Origin of the sequence: Actinospica durhamensis (genome assembly GCF_018139695.1) — a bacterium.
Taxonomy (GTDB): domain Bacteria; phylum Actinomycetota; class Actinomycetes; order Streptomycetales; family Catenulisporaceae; genus Actinospica; species Actinospica durhamensis.
In genome coordinates this window covers 1-417 of the sequence record NZ_JAGSOG010000809.1, presented here as the reverse complement: position 1 = coordinate 417, position 417 = coordinate 1, and the positions used below count along the sequence as shown (strand labels likewise).

Genomic DNA, 417 nt, shown 5'->3' with positions numbered 1-417 from the left:
GGATCAACCTGTAGACCTGGCTGCGCAGTTCGGCGAACCGCGGCAGCGACTTGGTGGCGACCTGCTCGCGCGGGGCGGGCAGGTCGACGGTGAGCAGACTGCGGATACCGGCCGGCTTCCCGCCGAGGGCGAGCACCCGGTCGGAGAGGTAGACGGCCTCGTCGATGTCGTGGGTGACCAGCAGCACCGTGATGCCGAGGTGCTCGCGCACCCGCAGCAGCAGGTCCTCCAGGTCCGCCCGGGTCTGGGCGTCCACCGACGCGAACGGCTCGTCCATCACCACGACGGCCGGCCGGTAGGCCAGCGCCCGCGCGATCGCGACCCGCTGCTGCATGCCGCCGGAGAGCTGCCAGGGGTAGTGGCCGGTGGAGTCCGACAGGCCGACCTCGGCCAGCGCCTCCCGGGCGGTCCGCTCCC

General features: G+C 73.1%; 1 protein-coding gene. It reads right to left on the bottom strand.

What is annotated here, in order from left to right:
• The coding region (locus tag KDL01_RS42325; RefSeq protein ID WP_212534326.1) for an ABC transporter ATP-binding protein at positions 1-417 on the bottom strand (417 nt) is incomplete at both ends.